This window comes from Alistipes timonensis JC136 (assembly GCF_900107675.1).
In the GTDB taxonomy this organism is placed as follows: Bacteria; Bacteroidota; Bacteroidia; order Bacteroidales; family Rikenellaceae; genus Alistipes; species Alistipes timonensis.
Genome location: NZ_FNRI01000004.1, coordinates 55,024 through 80,311 on the forward strand (window position 1 = coordinate 55,024; position 25,288 = coordinate 80,311).

The 25,288-nt window shown below is 60.6% G+C and carries 16 protein-coding genes and 1 other RNA gene; 13 read left to right on the forward strand and 4 right to left on the reverse strand.

All coding sequences use genetic code 11. The features are described 5' to 3' along the window. Nucleotides 1-6 precede the first annotated feature (6 nt). Nucleotides 7-2,727 (reverse strand): peptidase associated domain and porin domain-containing protein, encoded by a 2,721-nt coding sequence (locus BLU78_RS06345; RefSeq protein ID WP_010262079.1) that lies wholly within the window; start codon nucleotides 2,725-2,727, stop codon nucleotides 7-9. Between the two features lie 112 nt (nucleotides 2,728-2,839). Further along, nucleotides 2,840-5,671, reverse strand: a complete 2,832-nt coding sequence (locus BLU78_RS06350) for an outer membrane beta-barrel protein (protein ID WP_026020713.1) — start codon at nucleotides 5,669-5,671, stop codon at nucleotides 2,840-2,842. Between the two features lie 104 nt (nucleotides 5,672-5,775). Here BLU78_RS06350 and BLU78_RS06355 point away from each other — a divergent pair, with 104 nt between their 5' ends. The 13 genes from BLU78_RS06355 (at nucleotide 5,776) to BLU78_RS14105 (ending at nucleotide 23,294) form a co-directional block, all read left to right on the forward strand. Further along, on the forward strand, nucleotides 5,776-7,038 hold the full coding sequence (locus tag BLU78_RS06355; protein WP_010262082.1) for an anaerobic sulfatase-maturation protein: 1,263 nt from the start codon (nucleotides 5,776-5,778) through the stop codon (nucleotides 7,036-7,038). A 705-nt stretch (nucleotides 7,039-7,743) separates the two neighbouring features. Further along, complete coding sequence (locus BLU78_RS06360; protein ID WP_020691969.1) at nucleotides 7,744-8,304, forward strand: RNA polymerase sigma factor; 561 nt, start codon at nucleotides 7,744-7,746, stop codon at nucleotides 8,302-8,304. Between the two features lie 53 nt (nucleotides 8,305-8,357). Beyond that, nucleotides 8,358-9,155: a FecR family protein gene (locus tag BLU78_RS06365; protein ID WP_231290809.1), complete on the forward strand. Its 798-nt coding sequence runs from the start codon at nucleotides 8,358-8,360 to the stop codon at nucleotides 9,153-9,155. Nucleotides 9,156-9,649: 494 nt separating this feature from the next. After that, a complete protein-coding gene (locus tag BLU78_RS13990) occupies nucleotides 9,650-10,189 on the forward strand; it encodes a DUF3575 domain-containing protein (RefSeq protein ID WP_044106452.1) in 540 nt (179 codons plus the stop codon). A 160-nt stretch (nucleotides 10,190-10,349) separates the two neighbouring features. After that, entirely contained in the window at nucleotides 10,350-10,949 is a 600-nt protein-coding gene (locus BLU78_RS06375; protein ID WP_044106410.1) for a DUF3575 domain-containing protein, read from the forward strand. Between the two features lie 16 nt (nucleotides 10,950-10,965). After that, nucleotides 10,966-12,507: a DUF3868 domain-containing protein gene (locus BLU78_RS06380; RefSeq protein ID WP_010262089.1), complete on the forward strand. Its 1,542-nt coding sequence runs from the start codon at nucleotides 10,966-10,968 to the stop codon at nucleotides 12,505-12,507. Nucleotides 12,508-12,563: 56 nt separating this feature from the next. Continuing rightward, nucleotides 12,564-13,679 carry a hypothetical protein gene (locus BLU78_RS06385; RefSeq protein WP_026020714.1) on the forward strand — a complete coding sequence of 372 codons (1,116 nt, stop codon included), beginning with the start codon at nucleotides 12,564-12,566 and terminating at the stop codon, nucleotides 13,677-13,679. 62 nt (nucleotides 13,680-13,741) lie between these two features. After that, nucleotides 13,742-14,875: a mitochondrial porin family protein gene (locus BLU78_RS06390; protein WP_020691965.1), complete on the forward strand. Its 1,134-nt coding sequence runs from the start codon at nucleotides 13,742-13,744 to the stop codon at nucleotides 14,873-14,875. Between the two features lie 64 nt (nucleotides 14,876-14,939). Beyond that, complete coding sequence (locus BLU78_RS06395; RefSeq protein ID WP_010262092.1) at nucleotides 14,940-15,851, forward strand: FimB/Mfa2 family fimbrial subunit; 912 nt, start codon at nucleotides 14,940-14,942, stop codon at nucleotides 15,849-15,851. A 24-nt stretch (nucleotides 15,852-15,875) separates the two neighbouring features. Next, nucleotides 15,876-18,812: a hypothetical protein gene (locus tag BLU78_RS06400; RefSeq protein ID WP_231290810.1), complete on the forward strand. Its 2,937-nt coding sequence runs from the start codon at nucleotides 15,876-15,878 to the stop codon at nucleotides 18,810-18,812. A 20-nt stretch (nucleotides 18,813-18,832) separates the two neighbouring features. Further along, on the forward strand, nucleotides 18,833-21,877 hold the full coding sequence (locus BLU78_RS06405; protein WP_010262094.1) for a hypothetical protein: 3,045 nt from the start codon (nucleotides 18,833-18,835) through the stop codon (nucleotides 21,875-21,877). Between the two features lie 4 nt (nucleotides 21,878-21,881). Next, nucleotides 21,882-23,066 (forward strand): clostripain-related cysteine peptidase, encoded by a 1,185-nt coding sequence (locus BLU78_RS06410; protein ID WP_010262095.1) that lies wholly within the window; start codon nucleotides 21,882-21,884, stop codon nucleotides 23,064-23,066. A gap of 90 nt (nucleotides 23,067-23,156) precedes the next feature. Further along, a complete protein-coding gene (locus tag BLU78_RS14105) occupies nucleotides 23,157-23,294 on the forward strand; it encodes a hypothetical protein (protein ID WP_020691962.1) in 138 nt (45 codons plus the stop codon). On the opposite strand, the gene BLU78_RS06415 is transcribed toward BLU78_RS14105, so the two are convergent. Together BLU78_RS06415 and rnpB are read right to left on the reverse strand one after the other, a co-directional pair. Next, nucleotides 23,278-24,735: a DHA2 family efflux MFS transporter permease subunit gene (locus BLU78_RS06415; protein WP_044106412.1), complete on the reverse strand. Its 1,458-nt coding sequence runs from the start codon at nucleotides 24,733-24,735 to the stop codon at nucleotides 23,278-23,280. The genes BLU78_RS14105 and BLU78_RS06415 overlap by 17 nt on opposite strands. Nucleotides 24,736-24,915: 180 nt before the next feature. Then, nucleotides 24,916-25,281: RNase P RNA component class A (rnpB, locus tag BLU78_RS06420), an RNA gene on the reverse strand. Nucleotides 25,282-25,288: the final 7 nt, after the last annotated feature.

Consider the following 25,288-nt stretch of genomic DNA (forward strand, 5'->3'; position numbering starts at 1 on the left):
TTTCATTCAGAATGTGTATGCCATGCGCAGGTAGCCGTAACGGCCCAGGTAGGAGACCGAGGAGGTGCGCATGTAGTCGGTCTCGAAGACCGTCGAAGCATAGTCCGGGCGGTTGAGGATGTCGACGACGCCCACCGAAAGTCCCAGCCGGTTCTCCTTGCCGAATTTGCGGCCCGCGGCGGCGTTGAGGATCACGTTGTGGCGCGTGAGCGTATGCGAATTGCTGTTGCAGTAGAATTCGTAGGCGTTCGCCACCGAGGCGAAATACTTTCCGAAGCGCAGGTCTAACCGGGCGCGGACCGTCTCCTGCAAGTCCTGCGTGTTGCTGTTCTGTGCGGAGTAAGAGCTCATCGAGGTCACGGAGGAGACGGAGATTTTGACCTTGCTCGAGAAGCCCGATTCGAAGCCGGCGCGGAACGAGAGCGCATGGCGGCCCGAGTGGTAGAGCGTCTCGTCGAGGAAATAGGGGGTCTGCTGGAAATTGTAGTTGATCCCGGCGTTCACCGTCGAGCGCAGCGAGGAGATCTGTTGGGAGAAATTGACTGACCCGTTGAGGCTGTAACAGCCTTCGACGTTGGTCTGCGTCGAGAGCTGCGCACCCTTCTGGGCCGTGTAGTCGTACTGGGGCAGGTAGGTCTCCTCGAGGAAGAGCTTACGCTGCGAGGTGATGTAGTTGAACGTGTACCCGCCGCCGAAATGGATCGAAAAGGCGCGGGCTTTCGGGGCGTTGTTGAACGAGAGTCCCGCTGATCCCATGAGGTTGTTCGGCAGTTTGAGGTCGGGATTTCCGGCCCGCAGCGAGAGGGGGTTCGTGGCGTCGAGCGTCGAGCGCAGCGACTCGGTCGGGATCATCTGCGGCATGGAACTTATGTTCAGGTGGAACCGCCGGGCGGATTTACCGGCCGTGAGGCTGAACCAGGGGTTCAGCTGGTAGAAGGTCCTCGGGAAACGCCGCTTCTCCGGGAAGCGTTCGTCGCGGGCGACCTGGTGGACTGATCCCGTGAGGGTCGCCATGATCCAGAGCTCGTCGCGGCCGTAGTGTAGGCCGGTTTGCAGGTTGTGGGAATAGCTGTCGTTCGTGTAGTTGTAGGAGTTCACGGGGTCCAGCGCTCCCTGCGGGTCGCCGAGGAAATCCACGGCCAGCATCTTCGAACGGTCGTAGCTGCGTTTGAAGGAGTAGGCGGCCGAGAAGCGGACATTTTCTCCGATCTTGTATCCGTAATCGACCGATGTTTCGAAACCGTACCGGCGGCCGTCGCCGTTGTTGCGCAGTTTGACCTGCAGACCTTGGACCGAGGCCGTCGTATCGACCTGCCAGCCGTCCTGGTCCTGCGTGCCGTATTGGCCGTTGACGGAAAATGCCAGCGACGATCGCCTGGAAAGGGCGAAGCGGTAGGAGAGTCGGGTGCTGAACCGGATATTCCGGTTGTCAGAGTCGTTGTTGAGGTGCGTGCGGGTCTCGTCGTCGTCGATACGCCGGGAGGTGGCGCTGCGGCTGTGCGAATCTCCGCTCTCGAACCGGATGTCCGTCATGGCGAAAAAAGTGTTCTTCCGGCGCTGGATGCTGGTCTGGTTGGAAAGGCTTCCCGAGAGGTTTTTGGAGAGGGATTCCCCGGAGCTCTCCTCGGTGCGCAGGGCATAATCGTCGGTCGGGAAATACTCCGTCATCGAACGGGAGACGCTGCTCTGGCGGCGGCGTTGGAAATCGACCGTGGTCGAGATCGAGGTCGAGTCGCCGCGGCGGTAGGTGTATTCCGCCCGGGCGTCGGTCTGCTTCGTCGGCGTGAGTTTCGAATTGAACGAAGCGTTTTCCGCCTGGGAGTTGTCGTCTTTCAGGTTGGAGGCTGCGAACCGCCAGTTGCCCTTTTCGTTGTTGCGGTAGTAGGTCCCGGCTTCCGAATGGCGGATTTCTCGACGTCCGGAGTAGTCTTTTTCGAGGCTCGCTCCGATCGAGGCCTCCAGGTTGCCGCCCTGAAGGACGCTGCGCTTCGATTTGGTCTCCACGTCCATCACTTTCTCTTTTCGGGCCGTGGTGTTGCCCAGCCGTTTCGCCTCGGGGCTCAGCTCTTCGTAGACCCGCACGCTTTTGACGTCCGAGGCTTCGAGGTCGGTCAGCGCGTACTGGGATTTGTTGCCGAAAAAGTTTTTGCCGTCGATCAGCACCCGTTTGACCTCCTCGCCGCCGGCGAGAATCCTGTTGTCTTTGATCTCGACCCCCGGAAGCTGTTTCAGGAGCTCTTCGAAACGGTCGTCGGCCATCGTTTTGAACGCCCCGGCGTTGTAGACCGTGGTGTCGCCCTTAAAGACCATGGCGATCTGCTTGCCCACGACCACGACCTGGGCGATCGACTGCTCGTCGACCTCCATTTTGACCTCGATGCGGCTCCGGAACTCGGCCGCGGCGAACCGCTCCTTATAGGGCTTGTACCCGAGGTAGGAGACCTCCAGATCGACCGAATCGCGGAAGATGCGGTCGCACTTGTAGACGGCGAGCGTGCGGTAGAAATCCTCCTTGGAAGTGGTGCCCCGCAGCGTGTCGGCGCCGCTCATGATCGAGACCGTGGCCCCGATCAGCGGGTCCTTCGTCTCTTTGTCCTCGACGGTGATCGTGACCCGTGCAGGGCGGTAGCTGCGGTATACCTGCGGCGTTCCGCTCCGCACGGTGCGTGCGGAGACCAAGGGGGAAAGGCCGAAAAGGGCGGCGAGCAGCAGGGCGTAACGTGTCAAGCCGGAAGCAAAAAGGGATTTTACGACGCAAGATAGCAATTTCTGCCCCAATCGCACAATCCGGCTGCAAAAAAGTCGGTTCGGACATCGGGGCGGAATCGGGGCCTGCAGGTTATTTGCCTTGCAGGGCATCCATGACGGCGTTGCTCTGGCGACGGTAGAGGCGCAGGTTGTAGGTGAGTTGAAGCGACACGTAACGGCCCACGCCGAGGTTCGTCACGTTGCGCAGCGTGGTGCCCGTCACCGTGCGGCGGAAGGTCGTGCCGTTCTGGTCCAGCAGGTCGTTCACCCCGACGCTCACCTCGCCCAGCCGGTTGCGGAAGAGTTTCACGCCCAGCAGGGCGTTGCAGATCAGGCGCTCTTCGAGGAACGTGTCGGTAATGCCCTTGTAGTAGTTGTAGTCGGCGTTGGCGCGCACGACGAGGCGTTTCCACGCCACGAACGTGGCTTCGGCCCGGGCGGTCTGGCTGAAATAGGTGTTGTCCAGCGTGCGGACGTGCGACGTGCTTTTGCTCACGTTGTAGCGTCCCGTGTAGCTGACGCGGAAATCGACGCTTTCCGAGATGTTGCTGCCCAGCACCACACCGGCGTTGTAGGAGCTGTTCGACAGTTCGTTGCGCTCGCCGTTGATGATGCTCGGGATGCGTCCCGTCGAGACGCCCGCCCGGAAATTGAGGTTCGAACGCAGCCTCCGTACCGGCATGCCGTAGTTGACGCTGGCGCGCAGGCTCCAGTATCCCGGGAGGTTCACCGGCTTGGTGAACTGGTTGCCCTCGCCCAGCAGCGTCCCCTCGTCGTCGATGACGAAATCCGGCGTGTCGATCACCAGCGAGTCGGTGATGGTGTTGGGGCTGAGGGCCGCCTCGGCCGAAACGGTGAACGTGCGTCCCCGTTCGGGACTGGTGCGGATGTACTGCCCCGTCAGCCGGTGGGTGTAGACCGGGTCGAGATGCGGGTTTCCGGCGAAAACGTTCTGACGGTTGGTGGTGTTGACGATGCCTTGCAGGTCGGTGGCGCGGGGATTCGACGTGCGGCCCACGGCCGTGAATTTCAGGGTGTTGTTGCGGGTGATGCTGATGTTCGACACCACGTTGTAGGTGAGGTTGTCGAACGACGCGCCGGTCTTCTGCCGGTAGGGAAAGGCGTAGTCGCTGTCGAATTCGGCGTGCTGGTAGTAGAGCGTCGCCGCGACCTTCGTCTTTTTGAAATAGTATTGGTAGGTGCTGCCGACGCGGTGGGTCAGGAACGCATAGTCGTACTCCGTGGACTGCTTCGGGTTGCGTTCGTCCGGAAACACATTCTCCTTGGTGAGCACGAACGTACTGCGGTCGACGCTGTTGTCGGTGTAGTTGATGCGGTATTCGAGGCTCAGGCGCGACCGTTTCGAAAGCGCCCGGGTGTAGCTCGCGCTGCCGTTCACGTCGTAGCCCGGCTGGTCGCGGTCGGTGCGCGAGACGTTGCGCGAGGAGTAGTCCGTGGTGTCGCACTCGATGTCGTCGGGGTCGCGGAAGGTGTACTGCCGCGGGAAACTGAACTGCTCGTAGGAACGATAGGTGCCCCCGAAGCCGAACGTGAGGTTGTGCGACTTCTTGCCCGGCAGGCGGTAGCGGTAGATCAGGTTGTTCGAGACGTTGAATCCCTTGCTGTCGCTCAGCCCGAAGTTGCGGCGGCGGTTGACGAAGCGGATGTCGTCGTCGGAGAACTTGTTGTCCGTGCGGCTCAGGAGTTCGTTGCGGGCGTTGTTGTCCTGCAGGCTGAACGACGTGCGCATCATCATCGAATGGCGTTCCGAGAACCGGTAGTCGATGCGCGAATTGAAACGGTGGTTGAGGTTGAGCGCCTTCGAACGGTTCTCGTCGTTGTAGAGCACCAGTTTGTCCGATGCGGTGAAGGTCTGTTTGTCGCTCCGGCTGGTGTTGTGGTTGTCGGTGCGGTTGAAGAAGTAGCTGGCCGTGACCTTGCCCTTTTTGCCCCAGTCGTCGCTGTAATTGACGCCCACGGCCTGCACGGTCGAGATGCCGTCCATCGGGCGTACCATGAAATTCTTGTTCGAGGTCCGGGAATTCGATTCTTCGGTGGTCCCGAGGATGTCCTCGAACGAGAAGTTCTGGCGGCTGACGTTGTTCACCAGCCCGATCACCGAGATCCGGCGGTCGTTGTTGAAGATGTTGACATTGCCCCCGCCGATGTACTTGTCCGGGATGCCGTAGGCCCCGAACACGCGGCCGAAAGCGCCCCGCCGCTTGTCGGGAAGCGTCACGATGTTCAGCGCCGTGACCCCTTCGCCGGTGTCCACGCCCGTAAACTCCGATTGGTCGCTCTGCGTGTTGTAGATGTCGATGCTCTCGATCATGTCGGCCGGGATGTTGCGCACGGCCGACATCACGTCGTTGCCGAAAAATTCGCGTCCGTCGACATAGACGCGCTGCACGCTGCGGCCCTGCGCTTCGATTGCCCCGTCGGCGATCTCCAGTCCGGGCATCTTCGAGATCAGCGATCCGGCGTCCGAGCCGAACGACACCTTGTAGGCCGAGGCACGGTAGGAGAGCGTGTCGCCGCGGACCGACGACCGGAGTGCCGGGACCTCCACCACCACGTCGTCGATGGTCTCGGCACGGGGCGCGAGCCACAGCGAGTCGAGCGCCACGGCGGTCGTTCCGACCCGCAGGTCGGTGCGCAGCGAGTCGTAACCCAGCGAAGTGACGGTCAGGCGGTATTCGCCGCGCGGCACGCGGGGGAAGAGTCCCCGGCCGTCGATGTCCGAAGTGGTGTAGAGAGCCGCGGCCGCGGTGTCCGTGCGGCTGCGCAGCTCGGCGACGGCGCCCACCACGGCGTCGCGCGTCGTGCGGTCGGCGACCCGGAAACGCACGGCGACGGGCTGTGCCGCGGCGGTCGCGGCGCAGAGCGTGCAGAACAGCAGGAGCAATGTTTTTTTCGGGTGCATCGGTCGGTAGTCGTTCGATGTGCAAAGATAAAGGTTTCCGGTGCTCGGAATTTCGTTTTTTCATTATATTTGTCAAAATAATTCCGTTCACTCCCCGAGACGTTATGAAAAACAAGGATATCTTCACTTTCCGCGACGCGGAGAAACAGGCGGGCCCGGTCGCCTTTTCGACGATGCTCAAACCCGCCGGCTCGGCGTGCAACCTCGACTGCCACTACTGCTATTACCTCGACAAGGCCGTGCAGTACGGCGGCAAACAGGCCGTGATGAGCGACGAGCTGCTGGAACTTTACGTCCGGCAGTATATCGAGGCCAACGACGTCGATACGGTGCAGTTCTGCTGGCACGGCGGCGAGCCGCTGCTGCTGGGGGTGGATTTCTACCGCCGGGCGATGGACTTCCAGCAAAAATACGCCGACGGCAAGCGGATCGAGAACACCCTCCAGACCAACGGCACGTTGGTCGACGAGGCGTGGTGCGACCTCTTTGCCGGGAATAATTTCCTGGTGGGCATTTCGCTCGACGGTCCGCAGGACATCCACGACGCGTTCCGCCTGACGAAAGGCGGCCGGCCGACCTTCGAGCGCGTGATGCGGACGATCGGAATGTTCCAGCGCAGCGGCGTGGAGTACAACACGCTGAGCGTGGTGAACCGGCTGTGCGAAGGGCGCGGCGGGGAGATCTACCGTTTCTTCCGCGACACGGTGCACAGCCGTTACATGCAGTTCCTACCCGCTGTGGAGCACGTCGTCGACAAACCGGGTTTCCATCGTCCGCTGATCGTGTCGCCCGAGAGGGAGGGGGCGCGGCTGGCCGAATGGTCCGTCACGGCCGAGGGCTACGGGCAATTCCTGTGCGACCTCTTCGACGAGTGGGTCGTGAGCGACGTGGGGCGCTGCTACGTGCAGCTGTTCGACGCCACGCTGGCCCAGTGGTGCGGCGTGCAGCCGGGCGTCTGTTCGATGGGCGAGACGTGCGGCGACGCGCTGGTCGTGGAACACAACGGCGATGTCTACTCGTGCGACCATTTCGTCTATCCCGAATACAAGCTGGGCAATATCCGCGAGACGCCGCTGGCGGAGATCTACCGCTCGCGCAAGCGGGTGGATTTCGGCCTTGCCAAGCGCAATGCGCTGCCCGCCGAGTGCCTGCGGTGCAAATATTACTTCGCCTGCCGTGGCGAGTGTCCGAAACACCGCTTCGAAACGGGGTCCGACGGATGCCGCAAGAATTCGCTCTGCGAGGGGCTGTACCGTTATTTCCGCCATGCGGAACCCTATATGGACTACATGCGCGAGCTGTTGTCGAAGCAGCAGGCCCCGGCGTGGGTCGTGCCCTTCGCCCGCAAGCGCATGGGGCTGATGTAAAAATGCGACGATCCGGATTTGTGTACAGGGCTTGCGGGTCCTGTTTTTTTATGTTTTGTTCCGGGGCGATCCCGCCTTTCGGTCTTTCCGGCCGGGCCGAATAATTAAAATCTTTTAGTTTTATTTCAGGCGGGTTTAACGATTAACCGACAACGCTTTAGCCGTCGGGCGGGGCTCTCCTGCGGTCCGGGCCCGGGGTGGGCCGGTGCAGTCAAAGCGGGCGTTTCCCGTTTTAACTGTGATGCTGTACACAGAAAATATCCGATTATTTCCCATTATTCTTCAGGCGTTTATCGTTTCCTATTACCGTTTGCTGGATGACGTTCCCTTGTCCTGACATCCCCTCTTTCCTGGACGTCATTACTCATTTTTGAGGCCGTAACGCCGGCTTTGTCCGCGTCAAACCGAAGCTAACATTCCAGGCACCATCTGCAAAACGTGCCTCACCGTCTCCGCATTCCTGCGGGGCGCCTGTGGCACCATACCCGTCCGGATCGTTCGGAACCGCACCCGTCATACGAGTTTCTCAGCGCTTAATTCATTGTCTTTTATACCTTTGTGCGCACCTGAAGTCACTTGTTGCGTAAGTGCCGTCGCCGGATATGAACGGGTACGGCCGCCCCCGTCATGTCCGGACCGGACATTTTCTTCATTTTTTCTTGGGACAAAACATCCCTGACCATCTCTACACTAATAGAAGACAATATGGATCAACAATTTTGGAATTTGATCCGCGAGGGCGATGAGCACGCCTTCAGGACACTATACAATCTGTATGAAAACAGATTATTCCGGTATGGAATGGGAATCGCGTATGACGAAGAGTTGATAAACCATGCCATTCAAACGCTGTTTACCTATCTTTTCGAGCGTCGGAAAAGCATTTCCGTGCCTGTATCGCCGTTCGCCTACCTGGCCAGTTCGCTGCGCCGGCTCGTTCTGAAAGAGGCGGGAAAACGCCGGAACGACTGCCTGTCGATCGACGATGTGCAGGTCGCGGGTTATGATTTCGGCCTGGAGGTCGATGCCGAGGCCACGATGGTCCGGGCGGAATGTACCGAGCAGACGGTCCGGGCCCTGCAGGGCGCCCTGAACGGACTTACGAATATGCAAAGAGAGATAATATACCTGAAATATTACGAGGGATTGGACAACAAGAGCATTTCCGAAATCACGGGGTATGCCGACAAGACAATCCGCAATGTGGCCTCCACGGCACTTGCCCGCTTACGGAAAGACAAGATGCTGGGCCGGGCGTACGGATGATCGTTCCGGATATTTTTTGAATGGGCGTTGAATAAAACAGGAGGAAAAAGGAGATGGAGCAAACTGATATGGACGACTTGTTGTCGAAGATGGTATTGAAGACTCCGATCAACAGACACATGGAGGAGATCGGCGAGATTCTGGCCCGCAAACGCGCTGCCAGCCGCCGCCATGAGACTTTTCGCCGCCGGCTGACGCAGTGGAGCGTGGCGGCTTCCATCGTCGTGATAACGGTGGTGAGCAGTCTGATTCACTTCTCGGAGACCTATTTCGAGAGCGGGGGACAAGAGCTGGTCCACCTGCTGCCCGACAACTCCGAGGTTATCGTCATGCCCGGTTCCCGGGTGTCGTACAACCGCTTTACCTGGCTTTTCAACCGACGTGTCACGCTCGAGGGCGAGGCCGTGTTTTCCGTCACGCACGGACCCCGCTTCAGCGTGGGGACCCGTTCGGGCGAGGTCGTCGTTCTGGGAACGCGGTTCCGCGTGAAGCAGCAGGAATACGACCTGCTGGTCGTGTGCTACGAAGGATCGGTGCGGGTCGTCGTTCCCGTCGGGGAGTTGGTGCTGCAACCCGGCCGGAAGGTCCTTTACGACTCGGCCGGCGTCCGGCTTTCGGACGTTTCCGAGCCGTTGCCGGCCGTCCTGTCGTTCAATGCCGTTCCGCTCGAGGAGGTCATCCGGAGCATCGAGGAGATTTTCGGCGTCACCGTGACCGGGCAGGAACCGTATGAGGCCATCGTATTCACCGGATTCATAACCACCTCCGATCTGGACGGGACGCTCGAGGCTGTTTTCCGGGCCTGCGGTATTCCCTACCGGGTTTCCGGGAATGAAATATCGCTGAAATGATGGGACGCCTGCTGTGTACGCTTGCGTTCGTGATCGTTTCGGCCGTGCCGGGTTCCGCCCTTTCGGCCCGGCCTGCAAACCTCACACACCTGCTGGAACGCCTTGCGGTCGAGCGGAATGTTCACATTGCTTTCAGCCATATGCTGACCGATCCCGTCGTCGTGCGGGACCCCTCGTCGGAGGGGGATGTCCCCGCCGTGCTGGAACGCTGGCTCGAAGGCACGGACCTGCAGTTCAAACACCTGGGCGAAAACTACTACATATATAAGGGGTACCGGCAGGATACTTTGCCCGGAGTCTCGGCCGCACCTGTTTCCATGCCTGCCCCGGCGTTCGACCCGTTGCCGGTCGTCGCGCCCGTCCCGCTCCCGCAGTCTGTGCAGAGACGATTTTACGAATCCCTTCGGGCGGCCTCCGTGCCGTTGCCTGCTCCGCACTCCTCCTTTCGGCCCGTCCGGTTGGAGCCGGTTCCGATATTTCGCCCGGCGGCCGCCCTGCCGACGCCCGGAAGCGGGTATCTGCCGGCGTGGGCGGTCAAAACCAACCTGCTTTACGACGCGACCCGGACGCTGAACCTGGGCGTGGAGTTCGGCCTTACGCGCCGGTGGTCGCTGGACGTTTCGGGGAACTACAATCCGTGGACCTTTTCGGAGAACCGGAAGATGAAACACTGGCTCGTCCAGCCGGAGGTCCGCTGGTGGAGCTGCACCCGGTTTTCGGGGCACTTCGTGGGGTTCCACGCGCTCGGCGGCGGATACAACTGGGGCGGGATGCTGCCGTGGGGAATCCGTCCGGGCGCAGGGCTCCGCGGCCACCGCTATCAGGGCTGGCTCGCCGGCGCGGGCGTGAGCTACGGCTACCATTGGGTGCTGGGCAACCGCTGGGGCCTCGAGGCGACGGTCGGCGCGGGCTATGCCTACCTCGATTACGACAAATACCCGTGCGCCAAATGCGGCCGGAAGATCGGCAGCGAGACGCAGCACTACTTCGGCCCCACCAAAGCAGGTATCACGCTGATTTTCATGGTGAAATAAATCTCAGTCCGAGTTCGCGCGGAAAATAGTCCTGAAATTCTTGGGACAAAATCGGGATTGGCGTCTCTTTACTTACAGAGCGACTTTTCCGGAAGACGGGTTTCCGCAGCGTGCGTTCGCACGTGGGATAAGAAGACGCAGTAAAACAATACGAGAAAAAATGAGAAAAGCTTTGATGCTGGTCCTTGTGGCGATATGCTTCGGCTGTTACGGGTCGTATGCGCAGAAAGCGGCGGTCAAAACCAACCTGCTTTACGACGCGACCTCGACGCTGAATCTGGGCGTGGAGTTCGGCCTTGCGCGCCGGTGGACGCTGGACGTTTCGGGGAACTACAATCCGTGGACCTTTTCGGAGAACCGGAAGATGAAACACTGGCTCGTCCAGCCGGAGGTCCGCTGGTGGAGCTGCACCCGGTTTTCGGGGCACTTCGTGGGGCTCCACGCGCTCGGCGGCGGATACAACTGGGGCGGGATGCTGCCCTGGGGCTTCAACACGGGCAGGATGTTCGGTTCGATCCGCAACGAAAATATCCGCAACCACCGCTACGAAGGCTGGCTCGTCGGCGCGGGCGTGAGTTACGGCTACCATTGGGTGCTGGGCAACCGCTGGGGCCTCGAGGCGACGGTCGGCGTGGGCTATGCCTACCTCGATTACGACAAGTACCCGTGCGCCAAATGCGGCCGGAAGATCGGCAGCGAGACGCAGCATTACTTCGGCCCCACCAAAGCGGGGGTCACCCTGATATTCATGATCAAATAATTTGCACTTCCTGACTATGAAAAAGATACGCATGATCTTGTTGGCGGCATGTCCGGCACTGGCCTTCCCCTTTGCGGGCGGCATGGCCCAGGTGCGGCAGGGCAATGTCACCGTGCAGGTGAACGAACTTGCCCAGCGCGGCGATTCGCTCTACGTCGATATGGCCGTGACGACCCGGGGACGCAGCGTCCCCTCGCGGATGAGCGCGGATTTCATCCCGGTGCTCGTCTCCGGTGAGCGTTCGCTGGCCCTGCCTGCCGTTTCGCTCATGGGACGCCGCAGCTATAAGAACCACCGCCGCGCAATGGCGCTGATGAGCGCCGGAGCGCGCGCGGCCTATGAAAAATCGGCCCCGTATTACGTGGTGCCGGATTACAAAGGCGACAGCCGGATGGACTACCGTCTGACGCTGCCTTACGAATCGTGGATGTCCTCGGCACGGCTGAACCTGCAGCGGGACGACTGCGGCTGCGGCAAATCCGCCGTAACGGACGTGCGGCTGCTGGCCGGCAAGGTGGACCTGGAAGAGGTGATCGTCGTCGAACGCTACCTCGTCCAACCCCATCTGGCCTACGTACAGCCCGAAGCCGAGGCGGTGAAGAGCCGCGCCGAGCAGGGCGAGTCGTTCCTCGACTTTGCCGTCGGAAAAACCGTCATCAACCCCGAATTCGGCCGCAATGCCGCCGAGCTGGAGAAAATCCGCCGGATGATCGACCTCGTGCAGGGCGACAAGGATGTGACGATCAACCGTATCTCCATCACGGGCTACGCCTCTCCCGAGGGTTCGCTGGCGATGAACGAACGCCTCTCCGAAGGGCGCGCGAAGGCCCTCCGGGACTATTTGCAGAGCCGTTATCCTGCGATTCCGGGATCGCTCTACTCGGTCCGCTTCGGCGGCGAGAACTGGGAGGACCTCGTGAAGGCGCTCCAGACCTCCGACATGCCCGACCGGCAGGCCGTGCTCGACATCATCGACCGCTATTCGATCACCGAGGGCCGCGAGGCGAAGCTGATGGCCCTGAAGGGCGGCGCTCCGTGGCGTTATATGCTGCGGGAGATGTTCCCCGCCCTGCGTAAAGTGACGGTCACGGTGGATTACGACGTGCGGAATTTCGACGTTGAAGAGGCGAAGACCGTGGTGAAAACCCGTCCCCAGAATCTCAGTCTGAACGAGCTCTATCTGGTCGCCAACACCTGCGAACCGGGTTCGGCGGATTTCAACAACCTGTTCGAGACGGCGGTGAGGCTCTATCCCGAGAGTGTGACCGCGACCGTTAACGCGGCCGTCGCGGCGCTGGAGCGGCGGGATTTCGTCGGCGCCGAAAGATACCTCCGGAGCGTGAAGTCCCCGGACCGGATTCCCGAATGCGACAATGCCTGGGGGCTGCTGCTGATGCTGCGCGACCAGGATTACGACCGCGCCGAGCCCTATTTCGAAGCCGCCCGGGCGGCGGGTCTGGAAGCCGCGCAGCGAAATCTCGCCGAGATCGCACGCCTGCGGGAAAACCTCGACCGGATACGCGAAGCCGAGCTGAAGAACCGCAAACACGGAAGATAGAGAACCCAAATAGTGAAAACGCCTTATTTATCAATAAAAAATTCAAAACTATGAAGATGAAAACTGTTTTTGTCGCCTCTCTGGCGGCGATGGCTCTGGCTGCATGCAGCAAGGACGCCGATTCGGGGGCTCCGGCTCCCGCCGCGAAGACCAACTTCGCAGTCTCCCTCCCGGGCAATCTGGAGACCTATGCGGTCGAGGACCCGCAGGCCGCAGGCCAAATCACGCCCTATTACGACAATGTGACCGTTTATCTGGTCGATGCCGGTGAGAATGCAGTGGGCTATGCGTGGACCGATGCCGAAATCAAGGCCCGGCAGAAGCGTTTCGAGCAGATCGTCGAGCCGACTTTGGTCGGAGTCATTGTAAACTCGGGCGACGTGATGCTGCCGACGGGGGCGATTTCGCTCGCCGATCTCAATGTGGTCATGCAAACACTGGCGGTCGCCGATCAGAACAAGCCGATCAAAACCCTTGCGGCCGAGGATGCCAAGGGCAATGCCGCCGGGGATTACCTTCCCATACAGCAGGTGATCCTCATGGGCCAGCAGACGACCTTCACGGACGAGACTTCCGATGACGGCCATACGCTGAAGAAAGCTGCTGTGGAGCTCGAATCGCTGGCAGCGCGTTTCGAGGTGGGCACCGTAAAGCCGGGTACCGGTCTGGATGCGCTGACCGTCGAGGCCGTCTACATCAACAATTTCCACAACAATTACGGCGGTTCCGCCACCACGTCCTATACCGAGGCTTCCTGGCCGTCGACTTATGCCCCCTCGTGGGCGACCGACGCCTACAACGCGGCCGTGACTTCCACGGACGGAACGAAGGTGTATGCTTATCAGGTATTTGCGAGCAATCTGATTCCCCACATCGTCTATAAAGTGAGCGGCACGGTTTCGGCCGGCTATAAACTCGCCGACGGCACGGGTGATGCGGACAATCCGACTCCCTTCACCGGTAAGTTTATCACGGTCAAAGGTTTCAAGGAGAATGGGGTTACTCTCAGATCTATCGCGCCGCACAAGATTTACAAGATGGGGCTGGACGGTAGCGGCATCGAGATCACTCCCGACAAGATCACCGACAAGCCCGAGAAGAACAAGATCGACTTGGTCGTTGCCATCACGGTTGCCGATTGGACGACAGCCAACGTCATCCCCGAAATTTAAGTTTTTCCGAATCACCCCGGGGGAGGGGAAATCCTCTCCCCCGGATTTTTACTGAATGATCCATGAAAAAAATGCATAAAATCCTCTGCGTCCTGACCGCGCTGGTCCTGCTGGCAGCTTGTGACAAAGATGCCGAACAGGGCGGCATGCCCGCCGCCGGCAAGACCAATTTCGAGGTCTCTCTTCCGGCCGCTTTGGAAACTTACGCGGTCGAAGACCCGCAGGCCGCAAATGCAATCACTCCGTTCTACGACAACGTTACGGTTTATCTGGCGGATGCCGGCGGCAATGTGACACACTACGCCTGGACCGACGCCGAAATCAAGGCGAAGCAGAAGCGTTTCGAGCAAGTCACGGAACCGGCGCAGGTGCTCGTTATCGTGAATTCGGGAAGCGTCGTCCTGCCGACTGGAACCGTTCCCCTCAGCGAGCTTACGGCCGCAATGATGAGAAGCAGCGTGGCGGACCAGAACCAGGCTGCCAGAACCCTTGCGAACGAGGATGCCAAAGGCAATGCCGCCGGCACTTACAACTCCGTGCAGCAGGTGATGCTCGCCGGCGACCAGTCGGTCTTCACGACGGAAACGGCTGATGACGGCCACACGCTGAAGAAGGCGTCCGTGGAACTCAGCTCGATCGTATCCCGCTTTGAGATCGGAACCGTGAAAAAAGGGACGGGACTGGACGTCCTGACCATCGAAGCTGTTTACGTCAATAATTTCCTGAACTTCAACGGCGGCATCTACAATAGCACCGTCCAGAACTACGACGAATCCACCTGGCCTGCAACGTTCACTCCCGCCTGGGCGACCGACGGCTACAATGCGGCCGTGACCTCCGCTGCCGGGACGAAAGTTTATGCTTATCAGGTTTTCAGCGGCAGCGTGGTTCCCCATATCATTTACAAGGTGAGCGGGACGGTTTCAGCCGGTTACAAACTTGCCGACGGCACGGGCGATGCGGATAATCCGACCTCCTTCACCGGGAAGTACATCACGGTGAAAGGCTTCCGTGAAAACGGCACGCTGCTCTCATCCACCATGTCCCACAAGATCTACAAGATGGGTCTGGAGAACGGCGGTATCGAGATCACCCCCGACAAGATCACCGATAAGCCCGAGAAGGACAAGATGGACCTGATCGTAGGCATCACCATCGCCGACTGGACGACAGCCAACGTCACCCCCGAAATTTAAGTTTTGCCGAATTACCCGGAGGGGAGGGCTTCTTCCCTCCGGTTTTTACCCCAAAAAGCAACACATGAAAAAACTATCGAAAACCCTCTGTATTCTGATTTCGCTGGCATTGCCCGCTGGTTGTATCAATGAGGATATGAGCGATTGTCCGTCCCCGTACAATACGGAGCTTACTTTCAGCTACTCCGGCGATCGGCAGGACCCGGCGATGTTCTCCCGGACGATCGACGGGGTGACGCTTGTCGTTTTCGATAGGGCGGACGGACAGCATATTCTGGACAAAGCGATCGTGAAGGCCGACCTGAACCGGTTTCAGGGTACGGAGCTCGATCTGCCGGCCGGCGATTACCGGATCGTTTGCTGGGGCAATGCCTTCGACGACACGGAATTGCTTTCGGACAACCTCTCCGAAGGCCGCGTGCACGCGCCCGCCTACGGCTCGGGCGGGAAAATCGCCACCAACGACCACCTTTATTACGGTGAGTACGACATAACGGTTCCGACGGCCGCGGATGCGTCGGGAAAGGTGACGGGAGACATCCCGTTCCGGAGTGCGCATATCGACATGCGCATCTATATGAAGGGTTTGGACGGGCTGTCCGATCCGGCCGCGTGGCCGGAGCTCGAAATCGGGAATCTGATGCCCCAATACGATCTCCGGATGAACGCCATACAGCCTTTCGGCACGACGTATCATCCCGTGCTGGCACAAGACGACGAAAAAAAGGCGCTGGCGGCCTGCTTCCAAGTGCTGCGTTTCGCCGACGACAATCCGGTGACGGTCACCGTCCGCGAGGCCGCACCGGGCAATGCGGTCAGGGCCGCGGTGAATCTCCGGGAATACATGGAGAAGAACGACATATCCGTGGACAACCTCCACGAAGCGGCCGTCGAAATGCTGATCGAATTCACCGATCTGGGCGTCTCCATTACGATCCCCGACTGGAATTCGAGCATTACCGACCCCGAAATATAAGAACAGAAAAAGAAAGATTGAGCGATGAGAAAATATACTGTATTGCGGACCTGGGCCCTGTCCCTCCTGTTGTCGGGCCTCCTGTACGGCTGTGCCGAGGACCATACCGACGGCGGCGTCAGGACAGTGGACCTGCAACTTGCGCTGAACACCTATGCGGCGTCGGACGATCCGAATGCCTCGGCGAACGAAACCGCGGTCGGATCGGCGTGGGTCTATATTTTCAATGAGCACGGGGCGCTCGAGAATCCCGGCAGGACCGCCGTGTTGCCGGGGCCTTCGGGCTCCGCCGCCGACGGGAGCGGCCGCCTGAACGATACGTGGCGCGTCACCGTGGGACGGAAGGATATTTACGTGCTGCTCAACGCCGGACACCTGACGCGCGGCGGCACGGCGGTCGATCTCGCCTCCTACAATCCCTATTCGAAAACGGAGCTGGAGACGCTGATGACCGATCCGGCGAATTTCACGGCGGATTTCCCGGCTGCGGGGAGCGCCGGGATGCTGATGAGCGGCAAGTTGAGCACGAATGTCACCCCCGTCGCTTCGGTGGCGACGGTTCCCGTGGAACGCCGCTATGCACGCGTCGATCTGCGCCTGCGTCGCAAGGCCGATCTGACGGGGGCTGGCGTCGTCGTCAAAAGCACGACGTTCGAAAACCGCCGCGAAACGGCGCATGCCTTCGCTCCGGCGACCGAAAGCACGGGGGCCGACGCCGTGTGCCTGAACAGTCACGGAGATATCGCGCTCGGAGCGAGCACGACGGATTATACCGCCGTCACCTCGTTCTACACCCTGCCGCGCACCGGTGCGTCGAAAGCCGCCTGCCTGAAGCTGGCGATCAGTATCGACGGCAGGGATTACACGCTGCCCGTCTACATCAACAGCGGGGCGCTCGGCGGCAATACGGCCAATAACGAAAACCTGCCGCTGGACATCACGGCGAACAAGGTCTACAAGGTCGACGTGTCGCTCGACCGGCAGAGCGTTACGGTTGCGATGGACATTCTCGAATGGAACGAAGAATCGGTGAACGGCGACATCCAGGGTTCGTCGCTGGTTCTGGATTCGGTGGTTTTCGTCCGTGCGGGGCGTGAGACGCTCGTTCCCGTCGTCACGAAGGCCGATTCGGTCTATGTGAAACTCTCCGAGGCGGCCGTGACGGCCGGCTATTCGCTGACGGACGCCGATGCCGACGGTGTTTTGGGAATCGAGACCGCCGGCGGCAACGCCGCAATCCCCGTCACGGGCCCGGCCGCCTATCCCGTCGGAACCCAATACGGCATGACGGTCATGGCCGGCGACATCCGCCGCACGGCGCAGCTCCGGGTCGAAGGAACCCCGGTGCTGGAGGTGGCCGACAAGGTCGTTACGTTCGGTTATGCGGGTGAAACCAAGCCTTATCAGGTGACGAGTTACGTGGACCTCGGCGACGATGCCGGCACGAAGATTCCGGTGGCTTGGACGGCGGAGTTTTCGCTCGACGAGGGCCGGACCTGGACGGCGCCGAAACCCGCATGGCTGACGCAGTTCACCGATACAAACACGGGCAGCACGGTCCCGGCGGCGTTCGATGCACAGCTCGCGGCGGTAACCGGGGTCACTACCCCGGCACCCCGGGAGGCCCTGCAGGCCGCTGCTCCGGTGAGTGATTTCGACCTTTCGATGACGCGCTCCCTGCGCAATACGGCCAACTGCTATCTGGTCAATGCCTCGGGAACCTATACGCTTCCGCTGGTCTACGGCAATGCCGTTAAGAACGGCGGGTCCAACCCGGCGGCCTATACCTCGACGAAGAGCGGAGCGAACGTCCTGACCGGATTTGTCAACCACCTGGGCAATGCGATCAGCGATCCGTATATCTACAACAATCCGGGCTGTACGCCCGCCGACGCCTGCCTCGTCTGGCAGGATGCCGAGGGGCTGGTGCGGAACGTGGCCCTTACGGCTGACAAGCAGAGCATCGCGTTCGAGGTGCCGAAGGCCACGATTCAGCAGGGCAACGCCATTGTCGCCGTGCGCGACGCTGCGGGGGCGATCATGTGGAGCTGGCATATCTGGGTGACGGATTACAAACTGGGCGGCGATTTGCGTCCGGTGACGAACTTCCAGTCCATCGAATACTACCTCATGCCCGTCAACCTGGGTTGGTGCGACGGTCCGACGACGGCTTATGAAGGCCGCCGCGTGTCGGTAAGGCTCACGCAGGAAGGAAGCGGGCTGAGCAGGACCTTTACGCTCGATCAGCCCGGGCAGACGATCGTCGGATTCGGAAGCAATCCCTACTATCAGTGGGGGCGCAAAGACCCGATGCTTCCGGGCGTATACCTGGGGACCGGAACTACCGCTGTCGACAAGAGCTGCTATACCGACAGCGACAAAACCGGATACGCCTTCAATAAAACCGGGCTGACAACCAATGCGATCAGCGAATATATCGGGAATCCGCATTGTTTCAATACAAGCACCACCATGGACGAGCTGTACTACAACCTGTGGAGCGCCGACAATACGCAGACGGTAGCCAATTACGATCCGATTGTCAAAACGGTTTACGATCCGTCGCCCGTGGGATATTGCGTCCCGCAGGGGACTGTGTTCACGGGATTTTCGTACAACGGAGCCTCCATTTCCTCCGGCGGTTACGGGACGCAGATCAATTCTCCGTACCAGTCCGCAGGCGAATTCACGGCCGTCCGGGGATTCCGCTTCTATTGCAACAGGATGAACGGCGAGGGCGTTTTCGATCCCAATGGCGGTACGGTTTTCTTCCCGGCGACAGGTTACCGCAGCACAGGCGGAAGATTGTCCTCTTACGGCACGGACGGTGGTTATTGGTCCGTGATTCCGGTTAACGCGAGACTTGGCCGCAGCATACTGTTCAATAAGGATCGGATTTTACTGGCAAACAACCAGGACCGCTATACCGCCCATTCGATACGTCCCATTCTGGAACAATGATATTTTTGAATTACGGAGTTATGAAAAAGATACTTATATACGGGTTTTACCTGCTGGCGGCCGCCGCGCTGCTGGCCGGCTGCATCAGGGACGAAGCGGTGGCTCCCGCCGCGTCCGGCGACAGGCTGATCCTCCGGATGCCCGATGCGCAGGAGGTGGCCCTCACCCGCGCCGCTACGGAGGCCGAATGTCGGATCGGCAACCTCTATGCACTGGTCTACCGCGGCGGATCGCTGGTCTATAAACAGACGGCGGCTGCGGCTGCGGTCACCGGCAACGGGACGGCGCAGCCATCCGTCGACCTGAACTATAAAGTCCGTCCGGGCGATAAAATCTATGTCGTGGCGAATTATCCCGCATCGGTCGGGACTTCGCTGCAGGGCCTCGGTACGGGAGCTGCCGAGAGCGGCCTTTCGGCGCTGCTCGTCTGTGACAATCCCGTCTACGGCCGTGTCATGCAGCGTTCCGAAACGCAGCCGATGTACGGGTCGGTCATCTGGTCCGCAGGGTCGAACACCTGCGAGCTGGTGCGTTCGCTGGCCAAAGCCTCGGTCGTGCTGGACGATTCGGGCCTCTTCGCCGGAAAGACCCTGAGCTTCATCCTGGCGGGCGCTCCCCAGAAGACGAGCATGGAGGTCGTTTACGACACGGATGCGGACAAATACGAAATCCCGAACGTCGACGGACTCGGCGGGACGTGGAGCACGGCGGTCAATACCGACGACATGATTCCCCTGACGGGTGAGAATTACTGCGCTCCCTATCCGATTTCGATTGATGCCGGCGGGGTGTCGGTCGACAGGAACACGTTCGACAAACGCCGCTCGGCGCTGATCCTGTGCGCCGCTGCTGGGGAGGCGAAAGAGTACTACCGGCTCGACTTTTCGCGGCAGCTTTCCTCCACGACCATCCTGGGCGACGCCTCGAACGAATATATCGACATCGATCCCAATACGCACTATGCCTTCCATATCAGGAGCGTGAAGAGCGGCGGTTACTCCACCGCCGCCGAGGCGTGGCAGAATCCCGGCAGCAACATCGAATATACGGTCACGGTGTCGGGCGACGGGTGGAAAAGCTCCACGGGCAACGGTCAATACCTGGTCCGGACGGACCGGGATACGGTGCTGGTCCTGAAAAACGTCGCGGCGGCTTCGGACCTCGTGAAATTCGCCTGCCAGATGCCCGACGCCGGGCAGAAACCGGGTGGCGAACTTCCGGGATCGGTCGACACGCGGGTCGTGACCCTTGTCGGGCCGGACAAGGAGACCCTCGTTCCCGTTGAGAATATCCAGCTTTGCACGAGCGACGGCACCCCCGTTGAGAACAACATGTTCGACTTCTCGGGCGAGACGATTCCCGCCGACGGTTACCCGCTCAAATACATTGCAGGAGCCAGTGTCCCTGCGGGTCACGTGTATCTGAGGATTCGCTACGGCAATATCGACCATTACGTGCCGCTTGCGTATGTTACGCTCTATGTACGGGCCAACGTGAACACGATCACTTATCAGGGGAGGAAGGACGCCACCCTGGATGTTCGGAGCTATTACCAGGCTTCGGGTACGTCCGCCTGTTCGCCCTGCCCCTGGACGGCGGAGTTTTCCGTCGACGGCGGTGCGAGCTGGACGAAATCGGCGCCCGACATGCTGTCGGGATTTCCGGAGAGCGGGCGGGGATCGTATGATGCTCCCGAGGAGGGTTTCCCGAATCTGTTTAAGTTCGACGTGACGGCGCAGGCCGTCGCCGAGGACAATCCGCACAACGAGGTGCTGCGTGCCACGCAGAACGTCAGCGGCGTTTACGACCTCTCGACCAAGGGCGGCCGGACGGCTATGAACACGGCGAACTGTTATCTGGTGAGCGCCCCGGGCAGCTATACTTTTCCGCTGGTGTACGGCAACGGAGTAAAGGACGGTGTGCCCAATGCTGCGGCCTATGCCGCTGCGGGCGGAACGAACATTCTGGACCTGTTCCTCAATTATCAGGACGCCCCGATCGACGATCCCTATATCTACAATGATCCGGGCATCCAGTTGGCGGACGCCTGCCTCGTCTGGCAGGATGCGCCGAACCTGGTCAGCGGCATCGCACTGGCGGCGGATAAACAGTCGATCCGCTTCGAAGTCGACCGCAGCACGATCCGGCAGGGCAATGCCGTTATCGCCGTGCGCGATGCGTCGGGCGAGATCGTGTGGAGCTGGCATATCTGGGTGACGGATTACATCCTCGGCAGCGACCTGCGGAGGGTGACGAACTTCCAGGGCAATGAATATACGGCGATGCCGGTCAACGTCGGCTGGTGCGACCGGGAGGTCATGGTGAGCGAGGCCCGCAGCGTGATGGTGCGGATCACGCAGGACAGAACCGGCGTGAGCCAGACTTTTACCATCGATCAGACGGCCTATTCGAACGACCGTCCCGGCCATAACCCCTATTTCCAGTGGGGACGCAAGGACCCGATGCTGCCGGTCGTCGGAACTATGAAAGACAAGGATTTTTACACCGATCTCCCGGAATATGCCTTCGACAAGTCCGGAGCGGGCAAGGTCTCCGTCAGCGAAGCGATCCGGCATCCGCATGTATTCTATAACTACGGGTCCGAGGGTCCGGTGTTCGACTGGTGCACGGAGCGCTACCTCAATCTCTGGGGAACTTCCGTCAGCGGGATCGAACATGCCGTCGGGGTGAAAACCATCTACGATCCGTCGCCCGTCGGCTATATAATGCCTCCTGCGGGCTTTTTCACGGGGTTCTCGGCGACGGGCGGTACGGTCAGTTCGGTTTCGCAGTTCAATGTGGAGGGCGGTTTCGATGCCGGCTGGAACTTCTATGGTGAAAAAGGCGGAAAGGGCGGTCTTATTTTCCTTCCGGCGGTCGGTTACCGCACTTACGTGTCCGGTCACGGACTAACTTTCGGCAACACCGGTTACTGTTGGTCGTCCTCCACCTACGATTATGACAGCGGGTCCTCTTATAATTTCACGCTTTCCGAGGGCAAGCTGACGCCGACGTCCACTATAAGCCGTGCTGCCGGGCTTTCCGTAAGGGCTGTCAGGGAATAACGCCATGGGAAGAATCCGTTGCATACTGACCCTGCTGCTGCCTGCGGTTCTCGGCTCCTGCATCGCCGAGGATTACGAGGGGCCGGACCCGAATCTGCCCACGCGGACGATCCTCGTCTGGCTGGGCGGCGACAACAACCTCTCGGACGAGACGGAGCGCAAGATCGAGGCCCTGCGGCAGGGATGGACCTACACCGGAAACAAATGCCTGATCTACCGGGATTCCCGCGACGGGGCGCACCTGCTGCGCCTGCGCGGGGGTTGTCGGACGACGCCGACGCCCTATGTGGAGACCGTCCGGGACTACGGTGCGGAAAATTCCGCTTCGCCGGAGACCTTTGCGCGGGTGCTGCGGGAGGTTGCGGACGCTTATCCGGCGGACAGCTACGGGCTGATCTTCTTTTCGCACGCCAGCGGTTGGCTCCCGTCGGGGACGCTGCAAAATCCGCAGAAACGCTCCCGTTCGATCGGTATCGACGACGGGGGTGCGGAACGCGCTGAGATGGAGATAGCGGAGTTCGCCGCGGCCATTCCCGACGGGATGTTCGACTTCATCGTCTTCGAGACCTGCCTGACGGCGGGTGTCGAGGTGGCTTACGAACTGCGCGGAAAGAGCGGCTGCATGCTGGCTTCGTCGGCCGAGATCGTCTCTCCGGGCTTTACTCCGGTCTATCCGTCGGCCCTGCGGCTGCTGTGCAATACAGCCGTGGAGACGCGAACGGCCCTCGGGGCTTTCGGGCGGGCGTACATGGATTATGTTGCGGAAAACTATACCGGGGCACGCCGTTCGGCGACCCTGAGTTTGATCGATATAGGTGAAATATCCCCACTGGCTGCCCGGACACAGGCTGCGCTTCGGACTCGCTCAGCCGAAGCGCCCGACTTATCCCGTCTTCAACATTTTGATCGTCCGGGCAGCTATGGGGATTCTCCGGCTTTGCCGCGGTTCTTCGACCTGGACGAGTGGCTGGAGGAAGTGGCCGCCCCGGACGAATACGAGGCATTCCGGGTCCAGTTGGAGCGGACGGTGGTGTGGAAAGTCGCGACGGAGACGTTCATGGCGGGACAGAACGGATTCATGGTCCGCCGCCATTCGGGCCTTACGGGTTATATCGAGCAGGAGGCATTGCCCGACCTCAACCGCGCCTACCGCCGGTTGTCCTGGAGCGGGACCGTATACGGATATTGATGTTTAAAGCGTGAAGAGACCATGTCCGGAGAATCCCATCCCGAAAGAAAGCGCAGCCGCCTTACATGGGCGGCGGCATTTCGGGCTTGTATGGGCACCCTGTTCCGGATGTCGCTCGTGGGCCTGCTGGCCGTGTGCATGTTCGTTGCGTTCGTCGTCTGCCTGCCGTTCACGGGCATCGATTCCATCCGCAAACGGATGAACGACCCCGCTAACGAAGAGATTTAGGCCCCGCATTGCGGGGCTTCTTTTTTCGGCGGATCGCCCCGAGCAGGGGGAGCGCCGCTGCCAGCGTGATCCATACCACGACTGTCAGTGCATCGGTGACTCCCTCGACGTAAGTCTGGGGAGTCTGTTGCGTTTCGTGTGCCGCGTGGAAGGCCGTGCGGGCGGTGAATACGACCGTCAGGAGGGCGATGCCGAAACTGCCGGCGAGCTGTTTGATGCTGTTCGAAATGCCGGCCGCCGCGGCCATGTCCTGCTGGGTGAGGTTTTTGAGCGAAAAGAGGTTCAGCGGTGCGAACGTCAGCCCCATGCCGAAGCCCCGCAGGTAGAGGACGAACAGGATATGACGGTGGGTGGTGTGGATTGTGAAGCGGCTGGCCAGCCAGAAGCTCAGGGCCATGGCGAGAATGCCCGCGACGACCGGCAGGAGTGGTCTCACGTAACGGGTCATGTAGCCCGAGACGGCCGATAGCACCCCCTGGATAAGCCCTACGGGCAGGAAGACGCTGCCGGCCATCAGGGCCGTGTAGCCCAGTCCGCGCTGCATGTAGAGCGGCAGGAGATAGGTTCCGCCCAGCATCCCGACTGCAAAGAGCGTCAGCACGCCCATCGAGATTCCGAAATTCCGTTCGCCCAGCAGGCGTATCTGCAACAGGGGCGTCGGGTTGCGGAGTTCCGTGACGATGAAGAATGCGAATGCCGCCGCCGCTACGGCGAAACAGGCGATCACCGTCGGCGAGGCCCAGCCTTCATGGTTGGTGGCGGAGTTTCCGCGGGCGAGGGCGAAGATCGTGAGGGGCATGAACAGCACGATGGCGGCGAATCCCTTCCAGTCGAAGGGGTGGCGCACATCGCCCCGCCACTCCTTCTGGATGAAGACCGAGAGCAGGATGGCCAGCAGGCCCACCGGGACGTTCACGTCGAAGATCCTGTGCCAACTGTATGCGTCGACCAGATAACCGCCCAGCAGGGGCCCGAACGAGATCGAGGCCGCCGCGGCCATCGACCACAGGCCCAGCGCCAGCCCCCGCTCCTCGGGTTTGAACTCGCGGGTGACGATCGCCAGTCCCAATGCCTGGATGATCCCGCTGCCGAGGCCCTGCAAGGCCCGCGAGGCGATGAGGAATCCGTCGCTCGGGGACTTTCCGCAGAGCCACGACCCCAGGGTGAACAGCGCCATGCCGAGGATATAGACGCGTTTGTTGCCGAAACGGTCGGCGAACCACCCGGCCGAGGGAAGCATGACGGTCATCGTGATCATGTAGGCCGTGATGACCCATTCGGCCGTGGAGATGCCGATTCCGAACGAGGACATGATGGCCGGGAGCCCCACGTTGACCACCGTCACGTCCAGTACGGCCATGAAGGTCCCGAGCATGATCATTCCCAGGATCCACCATTTGTAGCCGCTGCTTTGGCGGATATGTTCGCGGAGGGTTGCCATCGGCGGGGCGGGGCTCAAAAAAAGTGCCAGTTTCCGGAAATGCACGATTGAAAAGGTCGTTGCGGGCGAACGGCGGTGAGCGCGGCAATCTGAACGGGAGTCGTGAGGTTGCGACAGGCTTATCGGATTGCCGCGCCGGGTTTGCGCATTGAAAAAAGGCGCCGCATCGTGCGGCGCCTTTGTGCGTGCAGGCCCTATAAGCCGGGTTCTGTTCCCGGGGCGAACCCCGGGCCCCTGTCATTTATCTAGGACGGCAGTCTCCTGCTGCCTCGAGCAACCTACCCCCCGGCATCGGGCGAGCAACCCTTAATTGCCGGTATACACGGTCTTGCAACCCACGGGACGTACTGCCGGGCGACATTGCTGCCCCCGCGGTGGGCTCTTACCCCGCCTTTTCACCCTTACCCGCAGTCGCCTGCGGGCGGTCGTTCTCTGTTACGCTTCCACAACCTCACGGCTGTCAGGTCGTTAGCCTGCGTGGCGCTCTGTGTTGCCCGGACTTTCCTCTCCCGGCCTGCGGCCGGCAGCGACAGAGCGGGCCTGCCGCGACAAA

Excerpts from the sequence above, each read along its gene's own strand:
- BLU78_RS06350 (WP_026020713.1), bottom strand. The coding sequence starts at position 5,671 with ATGCACCCGAAAAAAACATTGCTCCTGCTGTTCTGCACGCTCTGCGCC.
- BLU78_RS06355 (WP_010262082.1), top strand. The coding sequence starts at position 5,776 with ATGAAAAACAAGGATATCTTCACTTTCCGCGACGCGGAGAAACAGGCG.
- BLU78_RS06360 (WP_020691969.1), top strand. The coding sequence starts at position 7,744 with ATGGATCAACAATTTTGGAATTTGATCCGCGAGGGCGATGAGCACGCC.
- BLU78_RS06365 (WP_231290809.1), top strand. The coding sequence starts at position 8,358 with ATGGAGCAAACTGATATGGACGACTTGTTGTCGAAGATGGTATTGAAG.
- BLU78_RS06375 (WP_044106410.1), top strand. The coding sequence starts at position 10,350 with ATGAGAAAAGCTTTGATGCTGGTCCTTGTGGCGATATGCTTCGGCTGT.
- BLU78_RS06380 (WP_010262089.1), top strand. The coding sequence starts at position 10,966 with ATGAAAAAGATACGCATGATCTTGTTGGCGGCATGTCCGGCACTGGCC.
- BLU78_RS06385 (WP_026020714.1), top strand. The coding sequence starts at position 12,564 with ATGAAAACTGTTTTTGTCGCCTCTCTGGCGGCGATGGCTCTGGCTGCA.
- BLU78_RS06390 (WP_020691965.1), top strand. The coding sequence starts at position 13,742 with ATGAAAAAAATGCATAAAATCCTCTGCGTCCTGACCGCGCTGGTCCTG.
- BLU78_RS06395 (WP_010262092.1), top strand. The coding sequence starts at position 14,940 with ATGAAAAAACTATCGAAAACCCTCTGTATTCTGATTTCGCTGGCATTG.
- BLU78_RS06400 (WP_231290810.1), top strand. The coding sequence starts at position 15,876 with ATGAGAAAATATACTGTATTGCGGACCTGGGCCCTGTCCCTCCTGTTG.
- BLU78_RS06405 (WP_010262094.1), top strand. The coding sequence starts at position 18,833 with ATGAAAAAGATACTTATATACGGGTTTTACCTGCTGGCGGCCGCCGCG.
- BLU78_RS06410 (WP_010262095.1), top strand. The coding sequence starts at position 21,882 with ATGGGAAGAATCCGTTGCATACTGACCCTGCTGCTGCCTGCGGTTCTC.
- BLU78_RS14105 (WP_020691962.1), top strand. The coding sequence starts at position 23,157 with ATGGGCACCCTGTTCCGGATGTCGCTCGTGGGCCTGCTGGCCGTGTGC.
- BLU78_RS06415 (WP_044106412.1), bottom strand. The coding sequence starts at position 24,735 with ATGGCAACCCTCCGCGAACATATCCGCCAAAGCAGCGGCTACAAATGG.